Source organism: Gemmatimonas sp., assembly GCF_044344655.1.
Taxonomy (GTDB): domain Bacteria; phylum Gemmatimonadota; class Gemmatimonadetes; order Gemmatimonadales; family Gemmatimonadaceae; genus Gemmatimonas.
The window spans coordinates 1-26,170 of the sequence record NZ_JBIJCN010000029.1; the positions used below are offsets into that span (position 1 = coordinate 1).

The 26,170-nt window shown below is 67.9% G+C and carries 21 protein-coding genes and 1 pseudogene; 14 read left to right on the forward strand and 8 right to left on the reverse strand.

Translation table 11 applies throughout. The features are described 5' to 3' along the window. Positions 1 to 393: pseudogene (locus tag ACIQ51_RS09030) on the forward strand (hypothetical protein); the annotation flags it as partial. Positions 394 to 404: 11 nt separating this feature from the next. After that, positions 405 to 1,235 carry an endonuclease III gene (gene nth, locus ACIQ51_RS09035; RefSeq protein ID WP_396204713.1) on the forward strand — a complete coding sequence of 277 codons (831 nt, stop codon included), beginning with the start codon at positions 405 to 407 and terminating at the stop codon, positions 1,233 to 1,235. A 55-nt stretch (positions 1,236 to 1,290) separates the two neighbouring features. Here nth and ACIQ51_RS09040 read toward each other — a convergent pair whose 3' ends face one another. From ACIQ51_RS09040 to ACIQ51_RS09055, 4 genes are read right to left on the reverse strand one after another with little or no spacing between them, the layout of a single operon-like run. Beyond that, a complete protein-coding gene (locus ACIQ51_RS09040; RefSeq protein WP_396204714.1) occupies positions 1,291 to 3,885 on the reverse strand; it encodes an Ig-like domain-containing protein in 2,595 nt (864 codons plus the stop codon). A gap of 4 nt (positions 3,886 to 3,889) precedes the next feature. Continuing rightward, positions 3,890 to 4,366, reverse strand: coding sequence for a hypothetical protein (locus ACIQ51_RS09045; protein ID WP_396204715.1), 477 nt, complete (start codon positions 4,364 to 4,366; stop codon positions 3,890 to 3,892). A gap of 44 nt (positions 4,367 to 4,410) precedes the next feature. Beyond that, positions 4,411 to 5,703, reverse strand: a complete 1,293-nt coding sequence (locus tag ACIQ51_RS09050; protein ID WP_396204716.1) for a DUF1501 domain-containing protein — start codon at positions 5,701 to 5,703, stop codon at positions 4,411 to 4,413. A gap of 14 nt (positions 5,704 to 5,717) precedes the next feature. Beyond that, positions 5,718 to 7,277, reverse strand: a complete 1,560-nt coding sequence (locus ACIQ51_RS09055; RefSeq protein ID WP_396204717.1) for a DUF1800 domain-containing protein — start codon at positions 7,275 to 7,277, stop codon at positions 5,718 to 5,720. A gap of 185 nt (positions 7,278 to 7,462) precedes the next feature. On the opposite strand from ACIQ51_RS09055, the gene ACIQ51_RS09060 reads away from it, so the two are divergent. The 11 genes from ACIQ51_RS09060 (at position 7,463) to ACIQ51_RS09110 (ending at position 16,727) form a co-directional block, all read left to right on the forward strand. Next, the gene (locus ACIQ51_RS09060; RefSeq protein WP_396204718.1) at positions 7,463 to 7,924 is read left to right on the forward strand and encodes a peptidylprolyl isomerase; all 462 of its coding nucleotides are present in this window, start codon (positions 7,463 to 7,465) and stop codon (positions 7,922 to 7,924) included. A gap of 49 nt (positions 7,925 to 7,973) precedes the next feature. Further along, positions 7,974 to 8,150, forward strand: a complete 177-nt coding sequence (locus ACIQ51_RS09065; protein WP_396204719.1) for a hypothetical protein — start codon at positions 7,974 to 7,976, stop codon at positions 8,148 to 8,150. 215 nt (positions 8,151 to 8,365) lie between these two features. Beyond that, positions 8,366 to 8,989, forward strand: coding sequence for a TetR/AcrR family transcriptional regulator (locus ACIQ51_RS09070; RefSeq protein ID WP_396204720.1), 624 nt, complete (start codon positions 8,366 to 8,368; stop codon positions 8,987 to 8,989). After that, positions 8,986 to 10,350 (forward strand): TolC family protein, encoded by a 1,365-nt coding sequence (locus tag ACIQ51_RS09075; RefSeq protein ID WP_396204721.1) that lies wholly within the window; start codon positions 8,986 to 8,988, stop codon positions 10,348 to 10,350. Before ACIQ51_RS09070 ends, ACIQ51_RS09075 begins: the two co-directional genes overlap by 4 nt. 22 nt (positions 10,351 to 10,372) lie before the next feature. Further along, a complete protein-coding gene (locus tag ACIQ51_RS09080) occupies positions 10,373 to 11,434 on the forward strand; it encodes an HlyD family secretion protein (protein ID WP_396204722.1) in 1,062 nt (353 codons plus the stop codon). A 9-nt stretch (positions 11,435 to 11,443) separates the two neighbouring features. Then, a complete protein-coding gene (locus tag ACIQ51_RS09085; RefSeq protein WP_396204723.1) occupies positions 11,444 to 13,033 on the forward strand; it encodes a DHA2 family efflux MFS transporter permease subunit in 1,590 nt (529 codons plus the stop codon). Between the two features lie 72 nt (positions 13,034 to 13,105). Then, positions 13,106 to 13,738, forward strand: a complete 633-nt coding sequence (locus tag ACIQ51_RS09090) for an HDIG domain-containing metalloprotein (protein ID WP_396204724.1) — start codon at positions 13,106 to 13,108, stop codon at positions 13,736 to 13,738. Between the two features lie 200 nt (positions 13,739 to 13,938). Next, positions 13,939 to 14,451, forward strand: a complete 513-nt coding sequence (locus ACIQ51_RS09095) for an RNA polymerase sigma factor (RefSeq protein WP_396204744.1) — start codon at positions 13,939 to 13,941, stop codon at positions 14,449 to 14,451. Next, positions 14,448 to 14,894: a hypothetical protein gene (locus tag ACIQ51_RS09100; RefSeq protein WP_396204725.1), complete on the forward strand. Its 447-nt coding sequence runs from the start codon at positions 14,448 to 14,450 to the stop codon at positions 14,892 to 14,894. Before ACIQ51_RS09095 ends, ACIQ51_RS09100 begins: the two co-directional genes overlap by 4 nt. 16 nt (positions 14,895 to 14,910) lie before the next feature. Further along, positions 14,911 to 15,306, forward strand: a complete 396-nt coding sequence (locus ACIQ51_RS09105; RefSeq protein WP_396204726.1) for a hypothetical protein — start codon at positions 14,911 to 14,913, stop codon at positions 15,304 to 15,306. A gap of 5 nt (positions 15,307 to 15,311) precedes the next feature. Next, entirely contained in the window at positions 15,312 to 16,727 is a 1,416-nt protein-coding gene (locus ACIQ51_RS09110; protein WP_396204727.1) for a TolC family protein, read from the forward strand. Between the two features lie 15 nt (positions 16,728 to 16,742). On the opposite strand, the gene ACIQ51_RS09115 is transcribed toward ACIQ51_RS09110, so the two are convergent. Then, positions 16,743 to 17,876 carry an outer membrane beta-barrel protein gene (locus ACIQ51_RS09115; protein WP_396204728.1) on the reverse strand — a complete coding sequence of 378 codons (1,134 nt, stop codon included), beginning with the start codon at positions 17,874 to 17,876 and terminating at the stop codon, positions 16,743 to 16,745. A 338-nt stretch (positions 17,877 to 18,214) separates the two neighbouring features. On the opposite strand from ACIQ51_RS09115, the gene ACIQ51_RS09120 reads away from it, so the two are divergent. Further along, entirely contained in the window at positions 18,215 to 20,149 is a 1,935-nt protein-coding gene (locus ACIQ51_RS09120; protein WP_396204729.1) for a potassium transporter Kup, read from the forward strand. Between the two features lie 111 nt (positions 20,150 to 20,260). Here ACIQ51_RS09120 and ACIQ51_RS09125 read toward each other — a convergent pair whose 3' ends face one another. The 3 genes from ACIQ51_RS09125 to ACIQ51_RS09135 all read right to left on the reverse strand — a co-directional run bounded on the left by ACIQ51_RS09125 (position 20,261) and on the right by ACIQ51_RS09135 (position 26,062). Then, entirely contained in the window at positions 20,261 to 23,431 is a 3,171-nt protein-coding gene (locus ACIQ51_RS09125) for an efflux RND transporter permease subunit (RefSeq protein WP_396204730.1), read from the reverse strand. Next, complete coding sequence (locus ACIQ51_RS09130) at positions 23,428 to 24,693, reverse strand: efflux RND transporter periplasmic adaptor subunit (RefSeq protein WP_396204731.1); 1,266 nt, start codon at positions 24,691 to 24,693, stop codon at positions 23,428 to 23,430. The genes ACIQ51_RS09125 and ACIQ51_RS09130 overlap by 4 nt, the downstream gene beginning before the upstream one ends. A 142-nt stretch (positions 24,694 to 24,835) precedes the next feature. Beyond that, positions 24,836 to 26,062, reverse strand: a complete 1,227-nt coding sequence (locus tag ACIQ51_RS09135) for a PDZ domain-containing protein (protein ID WP_396204732.1) — start codon at positions 26,060 to 26,062, stop codon at positions 24,836 to 24,838. Positions 26,063 to 26,170 lie beyond the last annotated feature (108 nt).

Sequence of the window (26,170 nt, forward strand, 5' to 3'; positions counted from 1 at the left end):
GGACACCCTACGGGACGCCTACTCCTCACGCGCGAGCCGTATGCCATCCACCTCGACGCCATTCTGGAGAAGGCGGCACGCGTGGGCGTGGCGATCGAACTCAACGCCGACCCGCACCGGCTCGATATCGACTGGCGCGCCTGCCGGATTGCCGCGGAGAAAGGTGCCATGGTGAGCATCGGCCCCGACGCCCACTCCCCGCAAGGGTTCGACAATCTCGAACTCGGCGTGGCGGTGGCACGCAAGGGATGGTTGAGGGCCTCGAATGTGCTCAACACGAGATCCGCCGCGGAGGTGATGGCGTTTGCGGCGGCACGGCGCGCGGGAGCAATCGGGACCGCAGCAGGGACCGCAGCAGCACGATCTGGTGCGGCGCTGCTGCGCGTGATCTAGACACCGCGCGGATGCCCAAAGGATCGAACGCCCCCCGCCAGCCGTTGAGCGTGAAGAAGCCCGCGAAGGCCGCGCGCCAGGCCCCGGCCGCGGCACCCGTCCTCCCCGAGCGCAGCGCGGGGAAGGGCAAGCGCAAGACGTCGAAGACCTTCGGGCTCAAGCCGTCGCAGCGCGCCGCGCCGGTGGCCAAGAGCCCCAAAACGAAGGCCGAGAAGCAGGCGGTGGCGGGCGTGGTGCTCGAACGGCTCAAGGCCGAATATCCGGATGCCCACTGCGAACTCGATCATCGCAATGCGTTCGAGCTCCTGTGCGCCACGATCCTGTCGGCACAGTGCACCGACGCGCGGGTGAACATGGTGACGCCCGCGCTCTTCGAGGCCTATCCCACGGCGCACGCCCTCAGTGTGGCGAAGGTAGAGGCGGTGGAAGAGATCGTGCGCACCACCGGCTTCTTCCGCGCGAAGGCCAAGAGCCTGGTGGGGATGGCGAACATGCTGGTGGACCGCTTTGGCGGTGACGTACCGCGCACGATCGCCGAGCTCGTGCCGCTCCCCGGAGTGGGGCGCAAGACGGCCAACGTGATCCTTGGCAACGCCTTCGATATCAACGAAGGGATCGTGGTGGACACCCACGTGCAGCGTCTCGCACGACGCTTCGGCCTCACGCGCGAACCCGACCCCATCGGCATCGAGAGAGAGCTGATGCCGCTGTTTCCGCAGCAGGACTGGGCGCTGCTGAGTCACCTGCTCATCTGGCACGGCCGGCGCGCGTGCTTTGCGCGGAAGCCGGCATGCGGGTCGTGCGTCGTGGCGGATGTGTGCCCGAGCGCCGGAATGGAATGAGGGAGAGGGGACGCACCGGCTGAGCAGAACAGGCCGTGCGCACCGGCGTCGGCCGCTATGGCTGCCCCGGTCTCACCCCATTCGGTCCGGTGCCACTGATAAAGTCCCGCCCACCGCCACCGATGAACAGGCCGCCACCCGGCACCACCGTGCCGCCATTGGAGCAGGTCGTGACATTGGTCGGTACCTCTGCCAGCCACTGCGTCCCGTCGAAGCGCCGGATCGTGGTATTGCCGCAACCGCCGGCGTACACATCGCGATCGCCGCTGCCGGTAATCCACTGGTAGTTGTGGCCGGCGAACGGCGCGGAGACGTGCCACTCACCGTCACGTCGATCGAGCAGTTGTGTGGGCGCCGCAACGAACGCGCGCGTCGGCCCCATAAACACCGCACGCAGGCTCTGATCGGTACCGCTTTCCTCACGGGTCCACGCGCGGCCGTCGAACTTCCAGATGCGCCCGTCCTCGCCAACCGCCAGGATGTTACGCGCATCGCGTCCGTGAATGGCGTTGAGCGTACGCCCGGTGCGGAAGGTGAGCGCCCAGCGTGCACCGTTCCAGAAGAAGATCTCCCCCGCCTGAGTGACGGCCCACACGCTGTCGCGCGTCGTGCCCCACACCCCCGAGACCACCGCTGTCGTGGGCATGGGATAGTCCTGCCAGGTGGCTCCGTTGTAGAGCACGGCCGCTCCATTGCCCCCGACGGCCCAGACGGCATTGCGCCCCGTACCCCAGAGCGCGCGGATTCCCTGCCCCGCGCCGAACGGGCGGATGTTGCGCCACGTGCTGCCATCCCACAGATCCACCATGCCGCGTCCACCGGCGGCCATGATGAGGTCGGGGCCACCGGCCCAGGTGGCCCAGTACCCGGACGAGCCGTGCGTGACGGTCCATCCGCTTGCGGTGCGCCGTGCCACAAGCCCGTCACCGCCGAAGAGCATCGCACCACCCGCATCGACAAAGCCGGCGCGGAAGCCGGTGTCGTTCACGCGCTCGGCGTCGCTCACCCAACGACTGCCCTCCAACCGCCAGACCACGTTGTTCCAGCCCGCGGCGTACACCTGCCCTGCCCCTTCGACAATGGTGTTCATCAGGTCGCGCGACGGCCCCTCCATGCGTTCGAACGTCTTGCCGTCCCAGCGCTGGATGTTGCCCCCCCACCCGCGTTCGTTGCAGGCGAGCATGACATCGTTGGCGGCACGCACGTGCACGGCGGTGCACTCGCTGTACAATCCGCCGGCAGGCAACACCGTCTGCCACGCCATGCCGTCGTAGCGGAGCACCACACCGCCATCGCCCACGGCCCACAGTGTGGAACCAGACACACCGTCGATCGCTCGCAGGGTACCGGTCACCCCGGAGTTCATCGTACTCCATGTGCCGTTCACATTGCGGACGATCATCCCATCGCGGCCAACGGCATAGATCACGTTCTCAACGGTGACGGCGCCAAGGATCTCGCGCGGCGGCGTGTAGCTCTCCCGCGCCCAGGCGGTGCCGTTGTAGCGCCAGGATTGCGGGCCGAGCACGTACACATTGTTGTCGCCGGTACCGGTGACCGCATTGGCACAGGGGCCGATATTCGTTTCGTAGCGCCAGGTTGCGCCGTTCCAGCGTGCGATGCCGCCACAACCGGCGACGATCACGTTGTTCCCCTGCAGCGCCCAGGCCCCGTTGATGCTGAACGACGGTTCGGGGCGTATCATGGCGTTCACGTAGCGGTACTGCGAGGCGGCGCGATACGGGTCTACGGTGATCGACACGCTGCGCACCTGCGTGGGATCGGCATCGGGTGCAGCGGAGATCGTCACGGTGCCTTCAGCGCGCCCGGTCACGAGACCGGTGCTGTCCACGATGGCCACGCTGCTGTCGCTACTGGTGTAGCGGACCCGCTGACTCACGCCGGGGGCCACCTGCAGTGTGGGTATGACCCGCACCGTGAGTGTGCGCATCACGTTGGGCGCCGCGGCAGAGAGCGAGAACTGCTGCAGCATATTCACGGTGACCGCCACGCGTGCCGTGCGCGATTCACGCGCGGCCGTCACCACCGCGCGACCGCCGCGGACTCCCACCACCTGCCCGGCAGCGTTCACCGTGACGATCGATGGATCACTCGACGTGAAGGTGAGCGGTCGCCCCACCAATGGACGATCGGCGTTGTCGAGCACCGCGACGGCCACGGTGCGACCGACCCCCATGGGGAGCACGATCGCGGTATCGAGGAAGACGAGCCGATGCACCGGACGGAACTCGAACCCGGAGGCGGTGCGCGTGTCGCCGCCAGCGAGGGTGAAGGCCGGGGTATCTGCCGAGTCGAACGGTACGCCGGAGGCATCGAGCAGTCGGACGCGTACGACTACTGTGCACGCGATGCTGCTGCCGCAGCCGAGTGTCCCGGCGACGGGCACGCTGCTACCGAAGCTGCTCGCGGGCACGGCGGCGCGGCCGTACGTGCTCCATCCACCTCCGCCGGTCTGTCCCACCAGCACCTCGGCGCTCGCCGCAGCGATGGGGTTGGGGCCGGTGGTGAGTGTGGGAACGGCGGCGTTGACGGTGAAGGTGGTCACGCGCACCGGTGACTCCACCGCTTTGCAGGCGCCGAGGAGCAGCAAGGCGGCGGCGAGTACGCGTGGTGGGCGAGGCGCGGTCACGCCGTCACCACATTGCGACGATGTAGTAGCGCCACCCGACCAGCCCGTTGGTGATGGTGATGGACTTGGTGGTACCGGCCGTGGTGATGCCGCAGTACACATCGCCGTTGGTGGCGGGCACCTGACTCACACTGAGCCAGGTGTTGTTGTTGGTGCTGATCCAGCACGCCACAAAGGGCAGGCGGTTGTTGGCCACGGCAGCGGCGGGAAGCACGAGCGAGAAGGTGCCGGTTTCGTCGAACAGGCCCGTGCTTTCCAAGCGATTGACCACGCCGGCCGGGCCCTGCGGACCGGTGGGGCCGGTGGGACCCTGCGCGCCGGTTGCTCCGGTGGGACCCTGCGGTCCCGTGGGCCCCTGCGGACCGGCGGGGCCCGCGGGTCCTTGCGGCCCGGCGGGGCCCTCGATGCCAGCGCAGGCCTGTAGCGCGAGCAGCCCCGCCGCCGTGATGACCGACTGCGTCCGCGACAGCACTCGCGGCATTACACGAGGGCTCGCGGGTGCCGACGCGGCAGCCGTCACGCGGCTCACAGAAAGACTCCACGGAACCGGGGGACGTAATTGGGGAAGATCAGCGACTGATTGGGATTGTTGAGGCGCGCCTGCACGAGTTCCGCGAGAATGTCGCGGGTATCGGTGGTCACTCGCAGGTCCTGACCGTCCTCGAGCTGTTCGCGTGCGATGCCTGGCCAGTCGCCGAACACGCGGCCGCCGCGTACGGCGGGTCCCATCACGAACATCACACCGGCGCGGCCATGGTCCGTGCCCATGCTGCCATTTTCGCGCACGTTGCGACCGAACTCCGTGGCTACCACCAGCGTGACACGGATCGCCTGCGGCCCCTGCATGATGTCCTGCCAGAACGCCGCGAGCGCGCGCGAGAACTCCGTCATGCTCGTGGCCATCGCGCCGCCGTTCCCCACGCTGCCTTGCTGGTTATGCGTATCCCACCCGCCGTAGTCCACGTGCGCCGCCTCGAGCCCGATTTCCCCCCGGATCATCGTGGCAATCGCACGCATGGAGTTGCCCATCTGGTTGTCGTCGTAGCGCGCACCGTTCGCCGGCTGATACCCGGGGAAGTTGAGCCCACGCATCACGTTGATGGTGGCGAGCCCGTCGAGCGCTGCGCTGCGCAGGGGCGCCCATGCACTGGCGAAGAGGCGCTGCAGGGCCAGTTCGTGCGGTGTGTTGAGCGAGAAGTTGGCGGGATTGGGTACGGGCAGCGTCTTCGGGCCGCCCTGCAGCGTGCGCGGCATGCCGCCGGTGAGCGACACGGCGCGCATCGACGCCGAGGGGTCGAGGGGGCGCGAGCTGGCCAGATGGCGCGCAAGCCAGCCGCTTTCGAGCGAATAATCGTCGGGCTTCCCCTGCTCGAGATATCGCTCCGCCTCGAAGTGCGAGCGCGAGGTGCTGTAACGCTGCCCCGCCGCGTGCACGATCGCGAGCTGGCCGGCACGGTACGCCGGCAGCAGCGCCACCATGCCCGGAGGGAGCATGAAGAAGTCGTCGAGTGCGGTGCCGCGATTCGGCGACGTGGAGTCGGGGCGCGGGACGGCAATCGTTGGACGCACCGCGTAGTAGGTGGGATCGCCGTAAGGCGCCACGAGCGTGAGGCCGTCGGCGCCGCCGCGCATGAAGACCGACACGACGATGTCGCGCGCGGAATCCTGCGACTGCGCCAGGCGCACCTCAGGAAACCACGACGGCAGCGCGGCCGCCATGGCACTCATGGAGGTCATGCCGATGAAGCGGCGGCGATCGAGCGCGCGATATTCCTCGCAACCGCCGCTCGCGCCATGATGGGGCTCTGGATGATGCATGAGAGGAGAGGCGGTCAGAAGAAGTGGAATTCCGGCGCAGTGACCGCGAGGCGCAGGGCGCTGGCCACGCGCGCGCTGTTCACACCCGGGCGCAGGATCACGCGCAGTTCGTTCTCGAGCGCCAGGGACATCTCGCCACCGAAGAGGCGCGTGTTGATGGCGCGCACCGCGCCGTCCTCGGTGCCGTTGCCCATGAACAGCGACCAGTTGGTCACCGCACGCCCCGGTGCGTCGAATTCGGAGACGAGGTTGTTGTTCGCCTCGTTCCAACGATCCACGATCAGCCCCGCCCAGAACTCGGCGTGATCGGGATAGCCGTCGGGCGTGGGCCAGTTCATGAACGGCTGGCTCATGTTGTTGATCGGATAGACGGCTGAGAGATAATCGCGGCGAATGTCGACGACGGGGCGCAACGTGGCCTGCGTGGCGCGCAGCACGGAGACGCCGTAATGAAACGGCCGCTTGAGCATGGCCGGCGCGCGCATGAGGTTCTCGCGCGAGAGCGCCACGCGCAGCATGGCTTTGATGTCGCCCTCCGCGCCATAGGCGTTGATGACCGCCTGGATCTGCGCTTCCGTGGGATCGGGGGACACGAACCAGCGCAACATCTTCGTGGCGAGGAAGCGCTTGGTGCTGGGATGGCGGATGAGCATCTCACCGAAGGCGATGCCCTCGTCCATGCCGGCGGTGCCGCTGTCGGCCTGCGGGCGGGCAGGAAACGACATGCCGAACGCGCGCTTCGCGCCGAAGTCGTGATTCCACGCCTTGTATTCGAACTCCATGTCTGCGTTCATGCTCCACCCGGTGAGAATGCGGGCGAGTCCGGCGACATCGGCTTGCGTGTAGCCGCCATCCCACCCCACGGTGTGGAGCTCCATCAGTTCACGCGCGTAGTTCTCGTTGACGCCCCAGCGCGTGCTCCAGATCTGATCGAGATATTGCAGCATGGACGTGCTGCGCATGCCGGCGCGCGTGAGGGCCCCGAAGCTCCCGAGTACGTGCGGGCGAATCGTGCGTTCGTAATGAATGGGCGGCAGCCCGCTATTCCAGATGGGGACGTACAGCTGATCGAGGAAGAATTCATACATGCGCTCCTGCAGCTGCCGGCGCGAGCAGATCGCGCGCTCGGACGTGAGGAGCGACATGGGAAGCTGCGCGTCGAAGTAGGAGGAGCCGCGCTCCTGCTGCTCGGCGAGCTGCCGCGGGGTGAAGCCGAGGAGCTGCGTGAACAGGGGGGCCTGGAGGCGGGCGTCCATCACCGGGTCGGGGATGGTGCCGGGGTTGAGCTGCTCCTCGAGGTAGGCGGTGTAGCCGAGCTGCTGCACGCGCACGACGTCGGCCTCCGAGAGCCCGAGGGTGACGCGGCGCACGAGGCGCAGCTCAGGGCTCTTCCACTGGGTCTGCTGGCTGAGCTGGTTGAGCAGCCCACCGATGCGGCCGGTGTTGGGCTGACGCGGGGGCTGGGCGTCGGCGGGGCCGGCGAGCAAGGGAGCGGCGAGGGTCGCGGCACCGAGCGCGACGGCGCTCTGACGCAACAGGTCGCGTCGGGACGCGGCGGTGGGCTCTGAAGGCATGGCCGGACTGGAGAGGGGAACGGGCCGTCTCCGGGTAAGTTCCATCACAAGGACGAGCTGAGCAATAGGCCACCCGTTGCCGCGGCGGTGGTTCGAGCCGTGGCTCGGGCCGTCGCGGTGGCGATTTCCGCCCGTGGTCCCCCCGTGTAGATTGCGCGCCAGTCCGTCAACCTTCCGAGGATTCCGTGGCCAAGCTGGCAACTTTTGAAACGAACAAGGGCACCATCGTCGCCGAACTCTTCCCGGGCGAGGCGCCGATCACCGTCGACAACTTCGAGCAGCTCGCGAACGCCGGGTTTTACGACGGCATCAAGTTCCACCGGGTGATCCCCGAGTTCGTCGTGCAGGGTGGCTGCCCGCACACGAAGGACGGCAAGGGCCCCGTCGGCACGGGCGGCCCGGGCCACAAGATCAAGTGCGAGACGGCCGGCAACCCTCACAAGCACGCGGTCGGGGCACTCTCCATGGCGCACGCCGGCAAGGACACCGGGGGCAGCCAGTTCTTCATCGTGCTGAGCGAGGCCAACACCCGCCACCTCAATGGGGTGCACACGGTGTTCGGCCAGGTGACGCAGGGGCTGGACCTCCTGCCGTCCATCGCCCAGAATGATCACATGGTGTCGGTGCGCGTCGCCGACACGCAGTAAGCGATAGCGTTCCGGCAGTTCCGACACTCCCCCACAGATTCCCACCACGATGGCTGGTCACGAGAAGCAGGGCAGTGACATGGGCGCGGCGTTCACCGGTCTGATCGGTGGCCTCGTATTCCTTGGCGCGATCATTTACGGGATCGTGCTTTGGACCAACGCGCGCTTCGCGTCGCATCACAAGGCCGAGGCGGCTGTCACCGTTTCGTCGCCGACGCTGGGCTGAGCGGCGCGTCGTACCACCGCGCCGACCGCAGCAGCAATACGACAGTTTAGCAGCAGCATCGCACCGCAGGTGCCGGAACCCCCGGCATCTGCGGTTTTGCGTTGCCAGGCACCCCGCCCATCCGCGCGCTCCGCCCCCACCGGCCACGCGAAGCCCACCGCCCATGTCGCCACGGGCCGTATACAAACTGACTGGTCAGTCACTAACTTCCCAGTGTGCCAACCCGTCGCCGCGCCCCGGAGTCCCGCCCCACGCAGATCCTCGACGCCGCCTTCCATGAATTCGGCGAGAAGGGGCTCGCCGGGGCACGACTCGACGACATCGCCAAACGCGCCGGCGTAGCCAAAGGCACCATCTATCTCTACTTCCCCCACAAGGATGCGCTGTTTCGGGAGATGGTCCGCACCACCATCGTCGACGCCATCGCCAGCGGGGAAGCGCAGCGCGACGAAGCCGACGGCGACGCCAGCGCGGAATCGCTGCTCCGCCAGCTCGCCACCGCATGGTGGCACTTCCTGCGCGAAGAGCGCGTGCACACGCTGCATCGGCTCGTGATGGCCGAACTGCCCCAGTGCCCCGACCTGATGGCCTTCTACGCGAGCGAAGTGATCGCGCGTGCGCGCCGCCTCGTGGCGGGGATCATCGAACGGGGGGTCGCACGCGGCGAGTTCCGCCCCGTCGACCCGCTGATCGCCGCCCGCATGTACTCCGCCCTCTGGATGTCGCACGCCACATGGGCCGCCAACCGCCCACTGCACCCCACGCTCGGCGCCGACGAGCAGATCCTCGAGGAGATGCTCGAGTTCTATCTCCACGCGCTCACATCGCGCACCCCATGACCCTCTCCCGATTCATGCGTCCGGCCGTGGTGTTCGCGGTTGTGGCGCTCACGTCCGCACCGCTGCACGCAGTGCGCGCCCAGCGCCTGTCGCTTGGCGATGCCGCCCGTCTCGCCGCCAAACAGAATGGAGCCGTCGACGTGGCGCGCGCCCGCGTATCGCAGGCGTCGGCCCGCGTCACGCAGCGGCGCGGTGCACTCCTGCCCGATCTGGCCGCCGGCGTGCAACAGGCGGAGCGCACGCTCAACTCCGCCACCTTTGGCTTTTCCTTCAACAACCCCGCAACGGGGCGCCCCCTGCTCCGCCCCGACGGGGAGCTGCTCGGCCCCATCCCCACGCTCGACCTGCGCTATCGCGTCCAGGCGCCGCTGCTAGACCTCGGGAAGTACCAGGGATGGCGCGCCGCGCAGGCTATCGCCGGCGCCGCATCGCTCGACGTGGAAGCGCAGGCCGAGGCAGCCGCCGCGCAGGCCGCCGCCACCTACGTGCGGGCTGCGCGCGCCGACGCACAGCTGGCGGCACGACGCGCCGATTCGGCGCTCGCCGCTGACCTCGTGCGCATCGCGCGTGACCAGCTGAGCGCCGGCGTGGGGATCGCGCTCGATGTGACCCGCGCCGAATCCCAGCTGGCGAACGTGCGCGCACAGATCATCGGCGCCCGCAACGAACGCGATCGCACCCTGCTCGAACTCAAGCGCGTAACGGGCATGCCGCCCAGCGCCCCGATCGAACTGGCCGATTCGCTCGCCGCGCTACCGCTGGAGAGCACGCCTCCCTCGGAGAGTGCCGCGCTCGACGCCGCGCTCGACGCCGCGCTCGACGCGCGCCCCGACGTCCGAGCACTCCGCGCGCAGGAATCCGCCCAGCAGCTCGCCGCCAAGGCGATCCGCTGGGAGCGCACCCCGCAGCTGTCGGCGCTGGCGGAGCACGGCGTGATCGGACGCAATTACGAGCGCCTCCTTCCCACCTACACCTGGGGCGTGCAACTGTCGCTCGGCATCTTCGACGGCTTCCGTCGCGAGTCACGCCTCGAGGAGCAGCTCGCCGTGGCGCGCGAGACCGACGCGCGGCTCAAGGAGCTGCGCGCCCAGGGCTCGCTCGACGTACGGACCGCGCTGCTCGATCTCGCGTCGGCCACCGAACAAGTGGAGGCCGTGCGCGAGCGCTTGCGCCTCGCCGAGCAGGAGGTGTCGCAGGCCCAGGAGCGCTTCCGTGCGGGGGTGGCCGGCAACGCCGACGTGATTATCGCCCTGCTCTCTCTCAATCAGGCCCGTACGCTCCGCAACGACGCCCTCGCCACTTATCAGGGCGCCCGGGTGGCACTGGCGAAGGCGATGGGGACCGTCCGGCGCATGCCATGAGCACGGCTCCTCTGTTTTCGACGTGTCCATCCGCACCCTCCGTATCCATCCAATGAACATCCGTCTCGTCGTTCCCGTCGCGCTGGCTCTCGGTGTCGGTGTGTGGGGCTACTCCAAGTGGGCGTATGGTCAGTCGCACGAGTCCACCGATAACGCCCAGGTCGAGGGGCACATCGTGCCGATCGTGGCGAAAGTGGGCGGCTACGTACTGGCCGTGAACGTGGCGGAGAATGCGCCCGTGACGCAGCAGGCGGAGCTGGTGCGCCTCGATGACCGGGAGTTCGCGGTGAGGCTGGCGCAGGCAGAGGCGGAGCTGGCGGCCGCGCGGGCGGCTGCGGGCGGCCCAGGGCTGGATGGACAGGCGGTGACCATGGTGCGCACCGCTTCCAGCCAGCGCGACGTGGGGAACGCACAGGTGGCAGCGGCACGCGCACAGCTCACGAAGGCCCGGAGTGATCTTGCACGCGCGCAGGAGCTTTCGGCCAAGCAGATCATCAGCATGGCGCAGCTCGATGCGGCGCGAGCGGCGTACGACGCCGCGCAGGCGCAGCTCACGGCCATGCAGCGCCAGGTCACGTCGGCCACGAGCAGCATCGCCAATGCCGAAGCGGGAGTGCACATGGCGGAGGCGCGCCTGGCGGCGGCCGAGGCCATGCGTGACAACGCGCGGCTGCAGCTCTCGTACACCACACTCACCGCCCCCATCGCCGGCGTCGTGTCACGCAAGCAGGTGGAGGTAGGGCAGCTGGTGCAGGCCGGGCAAACGCTCATGAGCCTCGTGAGCGACAGCGGCGTATTCGTCACCGCCAACGTCAAGGAAACGCAGCTTGCGCGCATCCGCGCCGGCCAGAAGGTGGTGATCGAGGTGGATGCCTACGATGGCGCCGCCGTCGAGGGTGAAGTGGAGAGCATCGCGAGCGCCACCGGCGCCAAGTTCGCCCTGCTCCCCCCCGACAATGCCACCGGCAACTTCACCAAGGTCGTGCAGCGCGTACCCGTGCGCATCCGCATCACCAAGGGGCTCGGCGCCGATCGCCCGCTGCGTCCCGGCATGAGCGTGCTCACGCACATCGTGGTCAAGTAGAGCGTGCTGGTGGCCACCGAGGGAGCGCGCACGCCGCAGGTGCTGCCCGCGGATGCGGTCGACGATCCGTACAAGAACAAGTATCTGATCGCGATCGCCGTGACGCTGGCGGCGGTGCTCGAGCTGGTGGATACGAGCATCGTCAACGTGGCAATCCCGCACATGATGGGGACCCTCGGAGCCACGCTCGACGAGATCGCGTGGGTGAGCACCTCCTACATCATTGCAAATGTGATCGTCATTCCGATGTCGAGCTGGCTGAGCGCCTTCTTCGGGCGGCAGCGCTACCTCACCGGCTCGATCGCCCTCTTCGTGGTGGCCAGCTTCTTCTGTGGGGCAGCCACCACCCTGTGGGGGTTGGTGTTCTGGCGCGTGCTACAGGGGTTGGGCGGCGGGGCACTCCTCAGCACCGCGCAAACCACGCTCTTCGAGTCGTTCCCGCCGCACGAGCGCGGCATTGGGCAGGCGATCTTCGGCGTCGGCGTGATGGTCGGCCCCACGCTCGGCCCCACCCTTGGCGGCTTCATCGTGGATGCGTACGCGTGGCCGTGGATCTTCTACATCAATGTGCCCCTCGGCATGATCGCTGGGATCATGGTGTGGACGTACGTGAAAGATGCGTCGCATCAGGTGAAGGCCAAGTCGGTCGACGTGCTGGGGATCGTGCTGCTCACCCTCGCCGTGGGCTCGCTGCAATGGATGCTCGAGCGCGGCGAGCGGTACGACTGGTTCGAGTCCCGCTTCGTGACCACGCTCGCGGTGGTGACGGTGGTGAGCACCATCTTGCTGGTGTGGCGTGAGCTTACGATCGACGAGCCGGTGATCGACTTCCGCGTACTCAAGTCGCGGCAGCTCGCGCCGGGGGTGACCTTCGCGGCGTTCCTCGGTCTGGCCCTGTACGGATCGGTGTTCGTGCTGCCGGTATTCCTGCAGTCGCTGCATGGCTACACGGCCCAGCAGACGGGGATGGTCATTCTCCCGGGCGCGATCGCCAGCGCGGTGAGCATGGCCGTGATGGGGCGGCTGGGCGGGAAGCTCGATGCGCGCCCGCTCATCGTGATCGGCGCGCTGCTCTTCCTGGCGTCGATGTATTCGCTGTCCACCCTCACGCTCGATGCCGGGCAGGACGACATGTTCTGGCCGCTCATCCTCCGCGGCGTGGGGCTGGGACTGCTCTTCGTGCCGCTGACTGGCGCCAGCATGGCGGGGCTGCCCATGCACAAGCTTGGCCAGGGTACGGGGATGTTCAACCTCATGCGCCAGCTCGGCGGCTCACTGGGCATCGCCATCATGGCCACGATGCTGTCCCATCAGACCAAGGTGCACCAGGCGCTCCTGTCGGAGCACGCCGGCGCGTACGACCCAACCACCATCGAACGACTCGGCGGTGTCACCCGCGGTCTCATGGCTCGCGGCTACGACGTTACGGCAGCCAAGGCCATGGCGCTCTCGATGATCGACCGGCAGATCGGCGCCCAGGCAAGCGTGATGGCCTTCTCGAAGATCTATCTGATCTCCGGCGTGTTGCTCGTGTCGGCGTTGCCGTTGCTGCTGTTGTGGAGGACGGGACGGGCGGTCCCGGTCAAACTCGATCATTGACCGGCGGGATGGGCTGACCGTCGCAGAGTTTCCCCCTACCGCGCGAGACGCCCCGCCTGCAGTCTTCCCCCGATGCCTACCCGTCAAGACGCCTTCGCCCTCGTGCAGGAGTGGACCCAGTCGGAGTCCCTCCGTAAGCACATGCTCTCCGTTGAAACCGCCATGCTTGCGTATGCGCGCCGTTTCGGCGCCGACGAGGAATCGTGGGCGGTGGCTGGCCTCATCCACGACTTCGACTACGAGCGCTACCCCAACGACGCGCAGGCGGCGGACGCGGAGCACCCGGCCGAAGGGGTGCGGTACCTGCGCAGCCTCGGGTGGCCGGAGGAAATCCTGCAGGCGGTGCTCGGCCACGCCCACTACACCGGGGTGGCGCGCGCATCGCTCATGGCTAAGGCGCTCTTCGCCGTCGACGAGCTCACGGGGCTCATCACCGCCTGCGCCTTGGTGAAGCCGTCCAAGGCGGTTCGTGACGTGGACGTGGCGGGAGTGCGGAAAAAGATGAAGGACAAGGCGTTCGCGCGGGGGGTGAACCGCGACGACATCGTGCAGGGCGCGGAGGCGCTGGGTGTCCCGCTCGACGAGCACATCGGGGCGGTGCTCGCCGCCATGCAGGCCAACGCCGAGGCGCTGGGGCTGGCGGGGGTGCCGATGGCACCATCGTCGGCGGCCTCGACCTCAACGACGATTTCGAGCGATGCGTAATTCGGGTGAACCCGCCCGATCACGTGACTGCCATCCCGCTTCCTTCGTCGCTGGCGGCGCCCCGTCCCGGGGCCCGACCTGCTCCGCGCCTCGTGGGGGGCCCCCCGACCGGGGCGCCCCTCACTGGGGCGCTCCATGTGGGGACCGGCATGGGCGCTGAGCATCCCGTGTCGCCGGAGGTGCTGGAGGAGCGCGAGTTGGTGCTGGCCGCGCAGGCCGGCGACAACGTCGCGTTTGCCGGTCTTGTCCGACGGCATCAACGGCGGGCGTACGCCGTGGCTCGGGCCATCGTCCTGTCTCATGACGATGCCGAGGATGCGGTGCAGGAAGGCTTTCTGCATGCCTTCCGGGCATTGGAGCGGTTCCGTCCGGAGCAGGCCTTCGGGGCGTGGCTCCATCGGATCGTGGCGAATGCCGCACTCGACATTGCGCGGCGTCGCAAAGTGCGTGATGCGGATGAGTTGCCGGAAACCTTGTCGAAGCCGCACAAGGACCCGGCGGAATCGGATGAATTGCGGGTGCGCTTGTCCAGGGCGCTCGACACACTCGGCGAACGGCAGCGCGCGGTGATCGTGCTGCACGACGTCGAGGGCTACAAGCACGCGGAGATCGGCGCCATCCTCGGAATTCCCGAGGGCACGGCCCGGTCGGACCTGCATCATGCTCGGGCGCACCTGCGGCGCCAGCTGAGCAATCTTCGGAGTGAATCATGAACGTCACGCGGAACGACGACGGGCGGAGCGCAGGGCGCTCCCCGGGCGCGGATCCTACAGTGACCGCGGCCCTGCGGGCGCAGTATGCGGCGCCCTCGAGCGAGGCCTATTGGGAAGGGTTGGAAGGGAGCATCATGCGACGCATTTCGGCCGCGACCAGCGGGGTGGTGCGCGAGCTGCGCCCCTCGTGGTGGAGCGGCTTCACCGAACTGCGCCGCGCCGACTGGGGGGCCCTGGGGATGATCGCCGCCACGCTGGCGCTCCTCGCGGCGGGGGCGACGTTCGTGCGCGACCAGCAGGCCCACGCCAACGCGCGTGACCTCGCGGCGCGCGCCGCGGTGGAAACGGCCATGCCCCTCCCCATCGACGGCACGTTGACCGGCGCCCGCCGCCATCTCTCGCCCGACGCCCCGGAGCGGTATCTCAATCCGCTCGACTACTAGGCGCGGCGAGCGTTCCATGTCCCAGTCTCCCCGTCCCAAGTCGCTCGCGCTGATGTTCATCCTCGGCGCCCTCCTCACCGGGGGCGCGGTGGGGTTCGTCGCGGCGCGCGCGGCCAGCCAGCCGGTCGTGATGGCCACCGACGACCGGGCCATGCGCGCCGCGCTCGCGCGTGAGCTCGAACTCACCCCGCAGCAGACGGCCTCCGTTGATTCCGCCTGGGATTGGCGCCGTGCGCGCTCCCGGGAGATCATGACCGTCGTCCGCCCCGCCCTCGACTCGGTGCGCGACAGCGCCCGCGTTCTCATGATGACCACGCTCTCGGAGTCGCAGAAGGAACGCTTCCGCGCCCTCATCGAGCGGAACCAGCGCATAGCCGACAGCACCGCCAAGGCGCGCGCGAACACCAGGTGATCGGCATGATGCCACGTAGTCGCCTCCGCAGCACGCCTTTGTCATCGCGCGGCGCGTCCCGCCAGCGCCGCATGCTGGCAGTGTTGGGGGCGGTCCTGGTGGCCGCCCCATTGTCATCTCCGGCGCAGCCCCAGACACCGGGGCAGCCCACGCGCGTCGCCGCCGGCGACGACGACGCCCGCCCCATCCGCCTCGCTGAGGCGGTGCAGCAGGCCCAGCGCAACGCCCCGGCCGTGGTGCAGGCGCGCGGTGTCGAGCGGAACGCCGCCGCCGCCGGGCGCAGCGCCCTCGCCGCGTACCTCCCCAATCTCACGCTCAACGCCGGCAGCGCGCGCACACAGGGTGTGCAGTTCTTCCAGGGTGCCCTCGTGCCGCTGCGCGGTGACCCATGGAACTACAACAACGGCCTTGCCGCGAACGTGCAGCTGTTCGATGGCAATCAGCGGTGGAACGAGATTTCGCGGAGCCGCGCCACGGCCGATGCCGCCGATGCCGCCGTGGTCCAAGCGCGCTTCGACGCCGCCCTACAGACCAAGCAGCAGTTCTACGCCGCCGTCGCCGCCCGCGAGTCCGAAGCGGCGGCCCGCGCCCAGCTCGAACAGGCCGAACAGCAGCTCAAGGCGTCGACGGCACGTGTCGCGGCCGGCGTGGCCACCAAATCCGACTCACTCCGGTCCGTCATTCAGGTGGGCAATGCCCGTCTGGCGGTACTGACCGCCCAGAACGACCTGCGCGTGGCCAACGCCGCGCTCACCCGCGTCATTGGGTCACAGGTGCTCGTGACCCCCGCCGCCGACGATACCGTCGACACGGTGAACGAGCTGCCCAGTGAGCAGGAGCTCACGCAGCTCGCGGGCCGGAGCCCGGTCGTCATGCAGGCGGAGGCGAACCTGATGGCCGCCCGCGCCAGCAAGCGCGCACAGCGCTCGTCGTTCCTGCCGTCGCTCACGATGTCGTACAACTACGCGTATACGCAGACCAGCAAGACGTTCTCCGGGAGCGATCTCTGGTTGTTCAGCGGCGGCAACCCGAACCGCCAGCAGCTCAACTTCAACGTGAGCTACCCGCTCTTCAACGGGCTGGTACGCGAGCAGCAGTCCGTGCAAACCGATGTGCTGCTGCGCAACGCGGAAGCCCAGCTCCGGGATGCGCGCCTCGCCGCCCGCCAGAACCTCACCACGCAGCTGCGCACCCTCAACAATGCGCAGGCGCGGGTGCAGATCCAGCAGGCGGCCGTGGCTGCGTCGGAGGAGGACCTGCGCGTGCAACAGCAGCGCTACGCGCTCGGCGCCAGTACGTTGCTCGACCTGCTCACGTCGCAGACGCAGCTCAATCAGGCGCGCCAAGCACTGATTCAGGCGCGCCTCGACGGGCGCATTGCGCGGGCGCAGCTGAGCGCCTTGGTGGGTCGCGAGCTGTAGGAACCGCCCGCGGCGTCAGAGGCGCAGCGTCACCGCCGTCAGCAGCACGCCGTTCCGTCGGGCCAACCCACCTCGTGCCGCGCGGTCGGGGAAGATCGGGCTGTCATCGTGCAACAGGCGCGCTTCGGTGCGCCACAGCAGCCGCGCGGCGGGCTGTAGGTCCACGCCGAGGGAGGCGCCGTTGGTGCGCATCCCCGCGGTGGTCCCGGTCACCACGATCACCTGTTCGGGGTCCGCATACCGTTCGACCCGGGCATTGAGCGCGACGGCCGGTGTCGCCTGCCAGCGAACCACGGCGCTGCCGCCGTACCAGTGGTGCGCCGGGCTCCGCAGCGTGTCCGCGGCGTCCTCCCGACCCACGTCGAGGGCCGCCATCACGTCCACGGTCGGCGCAAGCCGCGTCTTGATGCCGACACCATTAAAGAGGCGCAGTCGTGCGCCCACCTCGCGCCCCCCCAGCGCATACCAGCTCACCGTGGTCGATGGCGTCGGCGCGAAGTCGACGCGGGCCCCGAGCGACTTGTCTTCGTTTTGTTCGGAGATGACCTGCCAGCCGTTCACGACGTCGGCGCGCACCGTGAGCCTCGGCGTGGCCTGCCACGTGGCTCGCACCCCGCTGGAGTAATACGGCGAATAGTCGGCCACCAGCGAGCGCGTGTAGGTCGGGTGGTCGCTGGAGATCCAGCCTTCCATACCCACGTTCGAAAAGAAAACGCCGGCATCGACCCAGAGCCCGGGGCGCACTTCGTAGCCGGCCCACGCCTCCTGCAGCAGCCGTGCGAGGTCGGGGCCGCTGGTCGCCCCGATCCGCGGCTCCCCGGCGTAGTTCACCTGCACCGAGGTACCGGCCTGCATGGCCACCCGGCCGCGCACCCGTGGCCCAGTCAGCACGGCGTCCACAAACGCGAGGTTCACATTGAACTCGCCGTGACGTGCCGCTTGGGTGGTAAAGGCCCGGTCGAGCGCTCGGGGACGGCCACGATCATATGCCACGTAGCCATCCACGAAGGCCCCGACCCGCACCACCGTGGCCGTATCGGCGGACGGGGGGGTGACGGTATCGGCGTGACGGGACACCACAATGGTGTCGGGGCGTGGCGCCGCGACCCCAATGGCCAGGAGGAGGGGGATGGTGAGCGATGGCAGCATGATGGCCCCAATGATGGAGCGGGACCCCCTGCATCGGCAACGGCAGGGGGACCGTTTGACGGGGCGGGGGACGACCACCCGATCAACTGCCTGTTGCGCGTGACATGGGATAGATTCACGGTTCCTGTCACCAACCCATGCCAAACGACCAGAATCTTCCGGCCTCGGCGGACACCGCTGAGGCCTCTTCAGACGGCGGTTCCGAGCCGCCCTTGGACGAGCCGCCTTCTAGCGCGGCCGCCAGTTCCCTGAGACACCCGTCCGGCCCCGCGGCAGCACCGGGGGCAACAAGCGCCCACGAGGGGCTCCCGGGTGACGAGTTCCATGCCAACACGGGCATGTTCCCCGTCCAGCATCAGGGTGGCGGCCACCACAAGGACACCAATCCCACCGGCAAGCGCCTGGCGATCCTCACGCTCACGGCCCTCGGGGTGGTGTACGGCGACATCGGCACCAGCCCGCTGTACGCGCTGAAGGAGTGTTTCAGCCCGCATTACGGACTGGCCCCCACGCGTGAGAATGTCTTCGGCGTGCTGTCGCTCATCGTCTGGGCGCTCACCCTCGTGGTGACGGTCAAGTACGTCACCTTCGTGCTGCGCGCCGACAATCGCGGCGAAGGCGGCACCTTGGCCCTGCTGGCGCTGATCTTCCCCAAGCGCTCACCCGACGCGCCAGCCGCTCGCGGACGCTGGCTGGTGGCCCTCGCCCTCTTCGGGACGGCGCTGCTCTACGGTGACGGCATCATCACCCCCGCCATGAGCGTGCTGGGTGCCCTCGAAGGCATCCAGATCGCGACGCCAACGCTCAGTCGCTACATCGTGCCCTTGGCCGTCCTGATCCTGGCCGTGCTGTTCGCCGTGCAGCGCTTCGGTACCGACCGCGTGGGCAAAGCGTTTGGGCCCATCATGCTGGCGTGGTTCGTGGCGATCGCCGTGCTGGGGGTGAATTCGGTTCGTCAGGATCTTTCCATTCTGGCAGCCGTCAATCCCCTGTACGGCGTGGCCTTTGCGAAGGCCCACGGAACGCTGGCCTTCTTCGTGCTCGGCTCCGTGGTACTCGTGGTGACCGGTGGTGAGGCACTGTACGCCGACATGGGACACTTTGGCCGGAAGCCCATTCGTGCGGCATGGCTGTGGCTCGTGTTCCCGGCGCTGTTGCTCAACTATTTCGGCCAGGGTGCCCTGCTGCTTCGCGCTCCGGAGGCAGCGGAGAATCCGTTCTTCCTCCTCGCGCCCACACCTTTCCTGTTGCCCCTGCTCGCCCTGGCGACCATGGCGGCCATCGTGGCCTCACAGGCCCTGATCTCCGGCGCCTTTTCGATCACGCGTCAGGGTATCCAGCTCGGCTATGTCCCGCGTCTCGAGATTCGCCACACCAGCGTGACCGAAGAGGGGCAGATCTATATCCCCGAGGTCAACTGGTTCATCGCGGTCGGGTGCCTCCTCGTCGTGGTCGCGTTCAAGAACACCTCCAATCTGGGGGCGGCGTACGGCATTGCGGTGACTGGTACGATGTTCATCACCACGTTGCTCTTCGACGTGGTGGCCCGGCTTCGCTTCCGCTGGGAATCATGGAAAGCCACCACGGTCACGAGCATCTTCCTCATCGTGGACGTGGCATTCCTCGCCGCAAATCTTGTGAAGGTGCAGAACGGTGGTTGGGTTCCGCTGGTCCTCGGCATCATGCTCTTCCTGCTCATGATGACCTGGAAGCGCGGACGCATCCTGCTGACGCAGCGCCTCGCCGATGGCACGATGCCCATCTCGCTCTTCCTCGAAGGCGTCGAGAAGTCGAGTGTGCACCGCGTGACGGGCACCGCCGTGTTCATGACCGGCAGCGACGACGGCGTGCCGGCCGTGCTGCTGCATCACCTCAAGCACAACAAGGTGCTGCACGAGCGTGTGCTGCTGGTGTCGGTGAAGACCGCCGATGTCCCGGAAACGAGTGCCGCCGAACGCGTGCGGGTGACATCACTCGGGCATGGGTTCTGGCGCGTGGTGGCCTCGTACGGCTTCATGCAGACGCCGAACGTGCCCAACGTGCTCGAGGTCGTGGACCAGATGGGGATTCGCTGCAAGCCCATGGAAACGAGCTACTTCCTGGGGCGTGAGCGACTCATCCCGGTGGCAGCGAGGGCCGGCGATCGCATCGTACTCTCACGCTGGCGCAAAATCGTGTTCGCCATCATGGCGCGCAACGCGCGCTCGGCTACCGAATTCTTCTGCATTCCCCCCAACCGCGTGGTGGAACTCGGTACGCAGATCGAGTTCTGACCACGCGTTCGGGGATTCGTATTCACGATGCGAAACGAGGTGCAGCGCCAGCGCTGCACCTCGTTTTCGTTTCGTCGCACCGACACCGTGATGAACGGGGGCGCTCCCGCGTCACCCCCCAGCCACCGCGACCGGCTCACGCACCGCATGCGGCTTCGCGGCGTTCCTGGCCTTCCGGCTGGCCACCAGGCCATCGAGCAGCGTATACACCACCGGCGTCACGTACAGCGTGATGAGCTGCGAAAACGCGAGGCCGCCGACCACGGCAAGCCCGAGCGGCTGGCGCGACTCGGCGCCGGCCCCGTAGCCCACCGCGATGGGCAGCGTACCCATGAGCGCCGCCATGGTGGTCATCATGATCGGGCGGAACCGCACGCGCGCCGCCTCGAGGATGGCGTCCCGCGGCGCCATGCCGTCCTTCCGCTCCGCGTCCGTGGCGAAGTCGATCATCATGATCGCGTTCTTCTTCACGAGGCCAATGAGCATGATCACGCCCACGTAGGCGTACACGCTGAGATCCTTGCCGAAGATCATGAGCGTGGCGAGCGCGCCCACTGCAGCAAAGGGCAAGCCGGACAGGATGGTGATGGGGTGGATGTAGCTCTCGTACAGGATGCCCAGCACCACGTAGATCACGAAGATCGCCACCACCAGGAGGGCGAGGAGACCGCTCTGCGCCTGCGCGAACGCCTGCGTATCACCACTCAGTGCACTTGTGACGCCCACCGGCAACACGGCGGCCGCCTCGCGTTGCACCGCATCGACGGCGGTGCCCAATGCCACACCGGGGCGCGTGTTGAACGAGATGGACACGGCAGGCTGCTGCCCGTTGTGCTGCACCGACACCGGTCCCACGCCCTTGGTGAACGTGGCCACCGCGCCGAGCGGCACCAGGTTGCCGGTGTTGGAGCGGATGAACAGTTGGCTGAGGGCCGCCGGGTCTTTCTGGAATTCTTCCTTGAGTTCGAGAATGACCTGGTACTGGTTCACCTGGGTGTAGATGGTGCTGACCTGACGTGATCCGTAGGCATTGTAGAGCGCATTCTCGATCTGCGTGGCGGTGACGCCGAGCGACGAGGCGCGTTCGCGATCGATGATGATGCCCACCTGCGGGTTACCCACCTGCAGATCGCTCGAGATGTTCTCGAGTTCGGGAAGGTCTCGCATGCGCTGTTCGAGGGCACGCGCACTGGTGTAGAGCTCGGCAATGTCGGCTCCCTGCAGCGATACCTGATAGGCGCTGTTGCCGCGACGCCCACCGATATTGATCGGGGGAGGATTGCGGAGGAACACCTGCACGCCCGGCACGCCGGCGGTGGAACGCGTGATCTCGCGCATCACCTGATCCACGTGCGGGCGCTGCGCGCGATCCTTGAGCGTGAGCATGAGGCGTGCGCTATTGCTGCCGCCCCACGGCCCGCCACCGATGGAGACGCTCACGCGCTCCACGTACGGACTCTCCTGGATGATCTTGCCCACTTCGCGCGCCTTCACGGCCAGCGCGTCGTACCCAATCCCTTCGGGACCCTCGACAGATCCCTGCAGGCGCCCCGTATCCTCGGAGGGGAGGAAGCCCTTGGGGATGGTCATGAACAGCCCGACGGTGGCCACCAGCGTGATCGCGCTGAACAGCATGGTGAGGCCGCGATGGCGCATCACCCACTGCAGCGACGTCACGTACGCGTTCTCGGAGCGCTGATAGAGCCGCTCCACCGACCGCCAGGCGCCCTGCGGCTCCTCGTGCCCCTCCCCACCCTTGAGGAACTTGGCGGCGAGCATGGGGGTGAGCGTCAGCGACACGAATCCGGACACGAGAATCGCCACGCCGATGGTCACGGCGAACTCGCGGAACAGCCGTCCGATGAGCCCCGGCATGAACAGCAGCGGAATGAACACGGCCACCAGTGACAGCGTCATGGAGAGAATCGTGAAGCTGATCTCCTTCGAGCCATCGAGCGCCGCGCGCATCGGCGATTTCCCCATCTCCATGTGGCGCACGATGTTCTCGAGCATCACGATGGCGTCGTCGACCACGAAGCCCACGGCGAGCGTGAGCGCCATGAGCGTGAGGTTGTTGAGGCTGTAGTCGAGCGCCCACATCACAATGCACGTGCCGATGATGGAGAACGGCAGGGCCAGTGACGGGATGATGGTCGCGCGCGCGTTGCGGAGGAACAGGAAGATCACCATCACGACGAGCGCCACCGTGAGCGCCAGCGTGAACTGCACGTCGTGCACCGCTTCCTCGATGCTCTCGGCGCGATTGAACACCGTGAACAGCTTCACCCCGGGCGGCAGCTGTTCCTCGAGCTGCACCATTTCGCGCTCGACCGCCTTGGCGGTGGCGACCGTATTCACTCCAGGCTGGCGGATGATCGACAGCGAGATGTTGCTCACCCCGTTGATTTCACTGAACCCGCGCAGTTGCTGCAACCCGTCGTACACGGTGCCGAGTTCGCCGAGCCGTACCGGCACGCCGTTGCGATTGGCCACCACGAGCTGTCGGAACTCGGCGGCGTTCTTGAGCTGGCCGGTGGCCTGCAGTGTGAACGCCTGGTTGGGGCCCATGAGTACGCCGGCCGGGGAATTGGAGTTCCCCTGGTTGATCGCCTGCTGCACTTCGTCGATACCGATCCCACGTTGCGCGAGCGCGCCGGGATCGAGTTGCACGCGCACCGCGTACTTGGCCGAGCCGTAAATCTGCACCTGCGCCACACCGGTCACCGTGCTGAGCTTCTGCCCGATGAAGGTTTCGGCGTACTCGTTGAGCGCCGCGCGCGACATCACGTCAGAGGTCAGCGAGAACATCATGATGGGCGAGTCGGCGGCGTTGGCCTTGTTGTACGAGGGCGGATTGATGCCCTGGGGCAGCTGGCGCAGCGTCTTGGAGATGGCCGACTGCACATCGGCCGCCGCCTTGTCGATGTCACGATCGAGATTGAACTGGATCGTGACGTTGGTGCTCCCCTGCGAGCTCGACGACGTGATGTTGTCGATGCCGCTGATGGTGGCGAACTGCTGTTCCAGCGGCGTGGCCACCGACGTGGCCATGACCTCGGGGCTCGCGCCCGGGAGGTTGGCCGACACCGTGATGGTGGGGTAGTCGATGGTGGGCAGGTCGCTCACCGCGAGGCGCTGATACGCCACCGCGCCGAAGATGAGGATCGCCGTCATGACCAGCGTGGTCATGATGGGCCGACGAATCCAGATCTCGCTGAGGTTGCTGGTGTTGGCGACTTCCGGCGGCACGTCATTCGCCGGTCCCTGAGACGGCTGACTCATCGTGCGGGCCCTCCCTGGCCTCCGGTGGCTCCCGGCTTCGCCCCACTGGCATCCCGCCCGCCGCCATTACGGCCGCCGCCATTGCCGGCGCGCCGGCCACCGGGCCCGCCGGCACCGGCCGGCTTGCGCAGCTGCACCGGGGCGCCGTCGCGCAGACGGGCCTGTCCTTCCACGATCACCTGCTCACCGCCCACGAGCCCGCTGTCGATCTTCACCAGCGTGCCCGCGGGGCGGCCGACCTTCACCGACGCACGTCTCGCCTTCCCCGCTTCCATGAGGTACACGAAGGTGTTGGCACCCGAGGTGACCACCGCCTCCGACGGGAGCGTGATGGCATTCTCGTCAACACTGAGCTGAAGCGTCACGGTGACGAACTGCCCGGGCCACAGATGGCGATCCTCGTTCGCCACCCGAGCCTTGAGGAGCACCGAGCCGGTGGCACGGTCCACCTGGTTGTCCACGAAGGTCAGTGTGCCCATCACGTTTCTGGTGCTGTCCGAACTGTTGGGCATGACCATCACGTCGAGCGGCTTGTCGAGCCCGGCGCGGCTACGGAGTTCCTCGAAGTCGCGCTCCGGCACGGGGAAGCGCACCAGCACGGGGCGTAATTCGTTGATCGTGACGAGCTGGTCGGCCGCGGCGCGCACGAGTGATCCGGCCTTGTACAGCAATTGACCGGTACGCCCCGAGATGGGGGCCTTCACCGTCGTGTTCTCGAGGTCGAGCCGCGCGCGCTGCAGCGACGCGCGGCCGGCCGCCACCGTGGCCGCGAGCGCGGAAGCCTCAGCGTAGGCCTGATCGAGTTGCTGCTTGGTGACGTACCCGTCCTTGGCGAGCGACGCAAAGCGCACCGAATCGCCGCGGGCCCGCACGAGGGTGGCTTCGTCCCGCGCCAGGGTGCTCTGCAATCGCTCGACCTCGGCGCGGAACGGGCGGGCATCGATCTGAAAAAGCACCTGCCCTTCGCGCACCTCGTCGCCCTCGGCGATGGCCACGCGAGTGAGCTGCCCCGAGACCAGCGATTGGACCGCCACGGTGCGGTTGGGCTCGACCTGCCCGTTGGCCGTGACCACATAGGGGAGCGGCGCCGGCTTGGTCGTCGTGACCGAGACGGTGGGGACAGGGCGCTGCGGTTTGGGCGGTTCCTTGCACGCAGCCGCCGCGAGTCCGAGCAGCGCCAGGGTGGGCGCGTGAACGAACGGGCCGACGGCTCGTATGGCGAAGCCGCGCGGGGGATGCGACGGCGATTCAATTGCGGACATTCGCGGGGCAAACGACGGGAAGAGGGCGCGCAGCCCCAGCCGTCGGGCTGGGGACTCGCGAACGGGCTACTCATTTAACGCTAGCCCGCCGTCCAGCGTTGCCGCCCCGTTTCCTGCCGCCGCGCTCGCCGGCCAACCGGCGTCAGATCACGATGATCCGCCGAGAGCGCTCGAGCACCCGAACCTGGGGCGCTTGCCCGCGGGGCATGACCATGATCTCGCGCCCACCCGTACGATCACCATCAATGCGCACCTCGACGTGCTCCAGCAGTTCCGGCAGTCGCTCCAGACGACGCTCGATCTGCTGCTCGATCACGCGACCCATGTCCTCGAAATGACGGCCGTCGAGGGTGAGCTCGAGCCGGCCCGGCATGCGCCCACGCTGATCGCCGCCGCTCCGCTCGCCCGGACCGTCAGGAAGCGGCACGAAGAGCATACGCGACGCCTCGCTGGGCAGGTCGCCGGCCTTGGCCGCGGTCACCGTCACGTCACGGTAACGCCCATTGCCATACACGCGCAGCGACAGTGTCTTGCCGGGCGCGCTTTTCTGCACTTCGCGCACGAAGCGGTCCACGCGCGCCGAGGCAACCGACGCCTCCTCGAGGTCCTCGTGCGGCACACGCACATCGACGCCGTTGACCGCCGCGATGCGCTCTCCCTCGATGATGCCCGCTTTCTCGGCGGGGCCACCGGTCACGACGCTGTTCACGAACAGCCCCAGGGTGTCTCGCGCATTGCCGACACTCCCGACGCTCACGCCAATCATCGCCCGCTCCCGCGCGGGCTCACCGGTCCGCACGATCACGCGCTCTTCCAGTGCCCCCCCACGCGCGTCACGGGTCTCTCCGACGGGATCGGCAAGCTTGTCGAGCTCGACCGACGAGATCGTCTTGACCGTGACAGCGCGCGCCGGACCGTTGGCGCTGCGCACCATCAGCTTCACGTCGTCGCCCGGCTTCGCCTTCGCCAGGACCCGCTGCAGGCGCCGCTGCCCGAGTCCTGTCAACGCGAGGTCCTCGGTATCCTCACGCGACAGGCGCAGTGAGGTGCCGTTGATCTCCGTGATGACGTCGCCCGGCTTGAGGCCCGCCTTCGAGGCCGGACCATTCGGCTCTGGACGCTCAACGCGCACGCCGGCCGTGTCGGCGCGCGAGGCCTCGGCCAGCGCGATGCCGAGGACCGCGCGATCCGGGAAGTCATTGCGGGTGACCGTCAACCCATCCGGGGTACGGACGACGCGGACCTCCCGCTCCACGCGCCGCTCACGCTCCTGCGCGTTGCCGGGAGTGGCGAAGACGAACGAAAGGGTACCGGCCGTGGTCGCGAGGAACAACGCGACACGGACACGTCGCAGCGGGAACAGGATCATGGAAGCCTCAGAGTGATGGTCTCGGAGTCTGACACGCATCCGGCGCGGAGGGTTTCCCGCCCCCAGCACAGGCGATGGCCGGCCTCCGGTACGTCAGCGGGCGGGTGG